Raw genomic sequence first — 6,144 nt, 5'->3', positions numbered from 1 at the left:
CGTCGTGTTCCTTCCCAAATTCAAGGTCAGCGGCGCAATGGCGCCTAACCCGGCGGTCAAGCGGACTGACCTACAGCCAGCCGCTTACCTTGTTCGTTAGCCTTTTCACATTCCGGCCTGCACAGCCCATGCCTTTGCAAACAACCGCCACCCGTTCAAGCGCCTGTGCGCTGGTGCGCGGTCGCCGTGGCGGGCTTCGCCTGTTAGGGCCTTTGGGCTTTCAAGGTTTTTTGGGTGCTTGTGCTAGTCCACCGGGCGCAGGCGGCGCTTTTTTCTGTAGCGTAGTGTCTAACTCTGCGCTCAAGCGGACCCGCATTCTGCGGGCCGCTTATCTTGTCCGTTAGGTGACATGAATCCCCGTGTCGTTCTCCGTCGTCCGGAGCTTGCAGATCAAAGCGAGTTCATTGCGCGAGCACTCGCAAGTCGTGCTTTGCACCGCCCGTGGGTCACAGCGCCGTCAACGCCGGAGCAATTCAAAACGTATGTCGGTCGCATGCGGGAGCCAGCTAATCACGGCTTCCTTGTTTGCGAGGCGGGGCAAGGCACCATTGTTGGAGTCGTCGACCTCACCAACGTGGTGCTGGGTCTATGCCGCAGCGGCTACCTCGGCTACTACGCGTTCGCCGGGTATGAGCGCCAGGGCTTCATGAAGGCCGGTCTTCTGCAGGTTGTTCGCCATGCGTTCAAGTCCCTAAAGCTTCACCGGCTGGAGGCCAACATTCAGCCGGGAAATATCGCTTCCATCGCGCTGGTTCATTCCTGCGGCTTCGCAAAAGAGGGGTACTCGCCGAAGTACCTCAAAATCGGCGGTCGCTGGCGAGATCATGAGCGGTGGGCCATCCTTGCGCCATGAATGCCATGCAACCTAACCCGTCCATCGAGCGGACGTCTTCCGGCGTGCTTCGCCCGCCTCCAGCCGCCGCTCATGTCGAACGTTAGATGCTCATGACATACCGCTTGTTGTACATGATCGCAGCCGCGTTTTTGATCGCCTGCGAAACACCTCCCCCTCGTCGCGCCGTTTTAGCTTTGGATGAAACTGCGTCTACGCCTAATAAGATCAGCGCCGTGCTCGTCTCTCGCGTAAACATACTCTCGAAGAGAGAGGATGGGAATATTAATTTTGTGCACCGAGGAACTGGAGCCGAACCTGACTTCTCATGGGGAGCCCCCACGGATTTCGGAGCTGGCAGTGTGCTGTATTTGCCGTTCACAAGAGTAGGGGAATTGGTCGCCTATGAGGTGCGACCTGGCTGGATATGCACGAATGAAATTCGCTTTGGCCAGTACTACCCCATCCCGCCAGTTCGTTCTGCGCAGTTGGGTAACCTCAGTAAGGATGCGTGCGTAAAGTTGCAAGCGGGCGAGGTAACGTACCTCGGCGACTTCGTGATTGAACGCACCGGGGATCGAACATTTCACTATGCGACAGCGCTAACGCCGAGCGGCGAAAACGAAGTGCGTGAACTAGTGAAAGCCCAACTCCCGGGCTGGCCTGTGGTTTCAAAACGCATCGATAAGTACCGGCGTCATGACTGAGAACCCGGTTCTGTTGACACCCTGCGCGTCCAACATGTCAGTCCAGGGTCTAACTCTGCGCTCAAGCGGACCCGCATTCTGCGGGCCGCTTATCTTGTCCGTTAGCCTGTTCACATTCCGGCCCGCACAGCCCATGCCTTTGCAAACCACCGCCACCCGTTCAAGCGCTTGTGCGCTGGTGGGCGGTCGCCGTGGCGGGCTTCGCCTGTTGGGGCTGTGGGGTGTTCAAGGCTTTTGGGGTGCTTGTGCTAGTCCACTGGGCACAGGCAACTCTTTGTTCTGTAGCGCAGTGTCTAACTCTGCGCTCAAGCGGACCCGCATTCTGCGGGCCGCTTATCTTGTCCGTTAGCCTGTTCACATTCCGGTCCGCACAGCCCATGCTTTTCCAAACCACCGCCACCCGTTCAAGCGCCTGTGCGCTGGTGGGCGGTCGCCGCGCTGGGCTTCGCCTGTTGGGGCCGTTGGGCTTTCAAGGCTTTTGGGGTGCTTGTGCTAGTCCACGGGGCACAAGTAGCTCTGTGTTCTGTAGCGCAGTGTCTAACTCTGCGCTCAAGCGGACCCGCATTCTGCGGGCCGCTTATCTTGTCCGTTAGAACCATGACCAGCCCTCACATCGTATTGGACCATGTCGAAGGAATCGTTCTTGATCCGGCGAACCCGCCGTTCAACAACTATCATGCCTTCTGGCAAAACTACGTCGGCCTAAAAATTCTCGCTGATGCTGTGCGTGAGGCTGAACTGAAGGTCATTGCTGACGATCCTTATGCAAAGCACGTCGTCCTTTCAGCCTTCAGCAGTAGCACGCCGCCAGTCGTACCCTGTGCGTTTAACTGGTTCTCTGTAACGCTAGTCAACTATCTTCGTCTTGTCGCCTTGGTCGATCTCATGATTAAGAATGGCTGGGCGTCCGCAGCACTTGCAGATCCGGCAAACAGATCTGAAATAAAGAAGCACTGCACCGACTACGTTAAATTGGTCGTGCCTGAAATATACAAATGGAGAAACAAGGTAGCTGCTCATTTCGCCGCAACTGACCCGTTTAGCGACGACACTCTGGGTACTCTGGAACAGTCAATCATGAACCCAATCAGCTACCAGTACCCGCACTACTACGTCGGGCTGCTTCAATGGAACACACAAGGTACTTCGTCCGAGTTGCCTACCTGGGCGCTGACTGAAACCTATCAACGGTTGGCACCGAGGTTTTGGCCGGAGATGAAACTTCGTGAGCCCGAAAATGGGTTCTAACAGTCGCTTCGAGAGGGACGCAAAAACAGCCAGCTTCGCCGCCTGTTTCTGCGCCCCTCAAGCTAAACGTTAGCCTGTTCACATTCCGGCCCGCACAGCCCATGCCTTTGCAAACCACCGCCACCCATTCAAGCGCCTGTGCGCTGGTGCGCGGTCGCCGTGGCGGGCTTCGCCTGTTGGGGCCGTTGGGCTTTCAAGGCTTTTGGGGCGCTTGTGCCAGTCCACTGGGCGCAGGCAGCTCTCTTTTCTATAGCGCAGTGTCTAACTCTGCGCTCAAGCGGACCCGCATTCTGCGGGCCGCTTATCTTGTCCGTTGGCCTGCACAAACACCTCTGTATCGTGCTCAAGCTTCTTAAGTCTCTGATTCGCGCCCCAAAGGCTGAAGCCAAGGGCGGTGCCGACGCGGTTGTGGAACCGCCAGACAGGATTAGCGTCCCGGACTCTGAACCGTTCGACCTCGCCGCTTCCCTAGTCGATGCAGGTGGATTCCCCGTCGTAGATTGGGATGCGGTGAATCGCTGGATCGAAGCCGTACCTGTCGAATCAGCCAAAGCAGAGGCATGGTCCTCATGCGAACGTGCGTGGCTGGAGCACCTACGCGTCGCTCTGGGACAGGAATACCGAGTGCGAGCACAAGGCTCGGCCATCCTGGTCTCAACTCTGCCTGCCAATGTTGCCGATGCGACGCTTGCCTTCGTCAACAAGACGGTGCAACGAATCGTCCGGGTGCTGCACGGGGTTGCTGCGACGCCTGAGTGGGGCAACGACATCCTGATCGTCTTCGACGAAGACGAGTCTTACTACCGGTATATTTCGCACTACTACCCAGAGGCCGGAGAGTTCGCCTCCAGCAGCGGGATGTATATCAATAGGGGCTGTGGCCACTTTGTCACCGTGAAGGCGGATCTTCGGTCTGTAGAGCCTGTCATCGCACATGAGTTGACGCACGCTTGCTTGAGTCACCTGCCTATCCCGGCATGGCTCAACGAAGGTCTCGCGGTCAACACGGAGTTCCGGCTCTGCCCTCCACCACAAGCGCAGGCGAATCCCCGGCAGCTACACGCCCGTCATCTGAAGTTCTGGGGAGCAGAGGAGATTCAAGAGTTCTGGTCAGGCAAGTCCTTCCTCCGGAGCGACGAGGGTAACGAACTGTCATACGACCTGGCGAAAATTCTCGTGTCGCAGTTCGCCGCCGACTGGGAACGGTTCCGTCAGTTCGCTCTAGCCGCAGACCTTGCGGATGGCGCGGCGTCGTCTGCCAGGCAGCACCTCGGCATCGATCTGGGGGCCGCTGCCTGCGCCGTACTCGAGCGGGAACCGGATCCTTCGTGGGCCCCAAGGCCGGAGGGCTGGCATGGCGCTCCCGAGCGAGGCGCCTTCTGAAAGTGCCGGCTAACCCATCGCTCAACCGGACCCGCAACGGCATGCCGCCTTCGGGTCTCATTTCATTCTGGCCCTGCGGCGTCCTCCAATTGCGGGCCGGTTAGCTCAAACGTTAGCCTGTTCACATTCCGGCCCGCACAGCCCATGCATTCACAAACCGCCGCCACCCGTTCAAGCGCCTGTGCGGTGGTACGCGGTCGCCGCGGCGGGCTTCGCCTGTTGGGGACGTTGGGTGTTCAAGCCTTTTGGGGTGCTTGTGCTAGTCCACTGGGCTCAGGCGGCTCTTTGTTCCATAGCGCAGTGCCTAACTCTGCGCTCAAGCGGACCCGCATTCTGCGGGCCGCTTATCTTGTCCGTTAGGCCGCATGAAGACCTGTCCGCACTGTTCGCAGAAAGGCTTGCCCCTTGTGTATTTCCTGCGGTCCACTGAGCGTAAGCCCGTTACTTGCACGCGCTGTGGTGAGTTCGCTTATGCGCCGAGCTGGATATCAGATAGCGCATTAGCGCTCGGACTGGCGCTATTATGGTTCTCGCCGTTGGTAGCTCTCGTCACGCGGAGCTGGGTTCCTGTATTGCTTGCTGTACCGCTTTACAGTCTATGGTGGGTCGTGGCGTCCCGAATCGCCAGGCCACACGCTTATGACAATGACGGCTCGAAGATGAACTTCAGGCGGCCGGTCGGCTTCGGTCATGCCCATAAACGCGAAAATGGCGATGCGGTCTAACAGGGTGTCCAACACGGACGGTCCGCGGTGGCCCTTCGCTTCACTCCCGGCCCTATCGCGGCTCGCCGGTTAACCCCGACGTTAGGCCTTGCCATGAGCCTCGATCCAACTGAACTTGAATACTGCCGCACTGCGGTAAGCGCTCTTGCCAAGACCGAGGGTATTGACGAGTACGCCCACCGAGCGCTTCTGGCAATTAATCAGCGCTTGGATGCAATCGCCCGTGGAGATAAATCAAACGCCGAAAAAGCCAAAGGGCTTATTGCTCGGTTAGTGGTTGAGCAAGATCCCGCACTTCTCTATCCACAACTTGGTGGGCGGCTCATTGCACTAGAACGGTCTTTCTATGCATAAAACGCCTAACCTCTCGATCAAGAGGAACGCTCTGCCGGCAAGCCGGCTCCGCGCCCCTTACCTCCAACGTTAGGCACCACATTTCAATGTCTGCAGACCTTCGATTCGAAGCCGAAGCCCAGCTCTTAGGGTTCCCCGTTTCCGCACCCATCAAAATCGGTGGCCACTACACCCCAGCTTTGCGCGACGGAGACCTTGTCTATGTCAGCGGTCAGATCCCGCGCATCGCTGACACAGTTGCCGTCGTTGGCTGCGTAGGTTCCGAGGTGTCGTTAGAGCAAGCAGCATTCGCTGCAAAGGTCAGCACCATCCGAGCACTGGCCCTGGTCAGGCAAGCATGTGGTTCGCTCGATGCCGTCATCTGCGTTCCTCGCATGTCCGTCTTCATCCGCTCGGCAGCAGACTTCACCCAACACAGTGAAGTCGCCGATGCAGCTTCAAATTTGCTAGTGGCAGTGCTCGGGACAAGTTCAGCACACTCTCGAACCTCCGTGGGCGTTGCCCAGCTTCCCAAGGGCGCGGCTGTCGAGCTCGACTTCATCTTCCGGGTCGGGCATCAAGCCGGTGGCGCCTAACCCTTCGCTCGAGCCGACCCCCACCGGCAACCCGCTACAAGAACGTCAGCACCAGCCCGGCCAGGCTGACCAGCACACCGGCCTTTTGCATGGGCATGCCGAAGGTGAGGTGGGGGGCTTTGCCGTCGTCGTCGGTGTCGTCCCCGTTGAGGCGGTTGCCCACCACCCACACGGTGATCGCGGCCAGCACAAAGGCCACGCGGAATGCGCCAAACGCCATGTGCCCAAACAACACGGCCGCGAGGCCCCAGAACGCAAACGGGATCATGAACCCGAGGTAGCCAAGTCGTCGCCAGGTCAGTGTCATGTCGCCCTCTCCT

General features: G+C 58.7%; 8 protein-coding genes. 7 read left to right on the top strand and 1 reads right to left on the bottom strand.

Features of this window, described 5'->3' with window-relative positions; all coding sequences use genetic code 11:
* The first annotated feature begins 349 nt into the window (after positions 1 to 349).
* The 7 genes from ABD866_RS16325 to ABD866_RS16300 all read left to right on the top strand — a co-directional run bounded on the left by ABD866_RS16325 (position 350) and on the right by ABD866_RS16300 (position 5,824).
* Positions 350 to 853 (top strand): GNAT family N-acetyltransferase, encoded by a 504-nt coding sequence (locus tag ABD866_RS16325; protein ID WP_345067684.1) that lies wholly within the window; start codon positions 350 to 352, stop codon positions 851 to 853.
* An 86-nt stretch (positions 854 to 939) separates the two neighbouring features.
* Positions 940 to 1,539: a hypothetical protein gene (locus tag ABD866_RS16320; RefSeq protein WP_345067681.1), complete on the top strand. Its 600-nt coding sequence runs from the start codon at positions 940 to 942 to the stop codon at positions 1,537 to 1,539.
* Positions 1,540 to 1,560: 21 nt separating this feature from the next.
* Entirely contained in the window at positions 1,561 to 1,644 is an 84-nt protein-coding gene (locus ABD866_RS16355; protein WP_425549605.1) for a DUF1010 domain-containing protein, read from the top strand.
* A gap of 492 nt (positions 1,645 to 2,136) precedes the next feature.
* A complete protein-coding gene (locus ABD866_RS16315) occupies positions 2,137 to 2,787 on the top strand; it encodes a hypothetical protein (protein ID WP_345067678.1) in 651 nt (216 codons plus the stop codon).
* Between the two features lie 339 nt (positions 2,788 to 3,126).
* Positions 3,127 to 4,170 carry a hypothetical protein gene (locus ABD866_RS16310; RefSeq protein ID WP_345067674.1) on the top strand — a complete coding sequence of 348 codons (1,044 nt, stop codon included), beginning with the start codon at positions 3,127 to 3,129 and terminating at the stop codon, positions 4,168 to 4,170.
* Between the two features lie 818 nt (positions 4,171 to 4,988).
* Positions 4,989 to 5,249, top strand: a complete 261-nt coding sequence (locus tag ABD866_RS16305; RefSeq protein WP_345067671.1) for a hypothetical protein — start codon at positions 4,989 to 4,991, stop codon at positions 5,247 to 5,249.
* An 86-nt stretch (positions 5,250 to 5,335) separates the two neighbouring features.
* Positions 5,336 to 5,824 (top strand): RidA family protein, encoded by a 489-nt coding sequence (locus ABD866_RS16300; RefSeq protein ID WP_345067668.1) that lies wholly within the window; start codon positions 5,336 to 5,338, stop codon positions 5,822 to 5,824.
* Positions 5,825 to 5,858: 34 nt separating this feature from the next.
* On the opposite strand, the gene ABD866_RS16295 is transcribed toward ABD866_RS16300, so the two are convergent.
* Positions 5,859 to 6,131: a hypothetical protein gene (locus ABD866_RS16295; protein ID WP_345067665.1), complete on the bottom strand. Its 273-nt coding sequence runs from the start codon at positions 6,129 to 6,131 to the stop codon at positions 5,859 to 5,861.
* Between the last annotated feature and the right edge of the window lie 13 nt (positions 6,132 to 6,144).

Source organism: Acidovorax lacteus (genome assembly GCF_039540375.1).
In the GTDB taxonomy this organism is placed as follows: domain Bacteria; phylum Pseudomonadota; class Gammaproteobacteria; order Burkholderiales; family Burkholderiaceae_C; genus Acidovorax_G; species Acidovorax_G lacteus.
This window is presented reverse-complemented; position numbering and strand designations above follow the sequence as displayed.

What these genes read in the sequence shown, in the direction of transcription:
- ABD866_RS16325 (WP_345067684.1), top strand. Translation starts at nt 350, where the DNA reads ATGAATCCCCGTGTCGTTCTCCGTCGTCCGGAGCTTGCAGATCAAAGC.
- ABD866_RS16320 (WP_345067681.1), top strand. Translation starts at nt 940, where the DNA reads ATGCTCATGACATACCGCTTGTTGTACATGATCGCAGCCGCGTTTTTG.
- ABD866_RS16315 (WP_345067678.1), top strand. Translation starts at nt 2,137, where the DNA reads ATGACCAGCCCTCACATCGTATTGGACCATGTCGAAGGAATCGTTCTT.
- ABD866_RS16305 (WP_345067671.1), top strand. Translation starts at nt 4,989, where the DNA reads ATGAGCCTCGATCCAACTGAACTTGAATACTGCCGCACTGCGGTAAGC.
- ABD866_RS16300 (WP_345067668.1), top strand. Translation starts at nt 5,336, where the DNA reads ATGTCTGCAGACCTTCGATTCGAAGCCGAAGCCCAGCTCTTAGGGTTC.
- ABD866_RS16295 (WP_345067665.1), bottom strand. Translation starts at nt 6,131, where the DNA reads ATGACACTGACCTGGCGACGACTTGGCTACCTCGGGTTCATGATCCCG.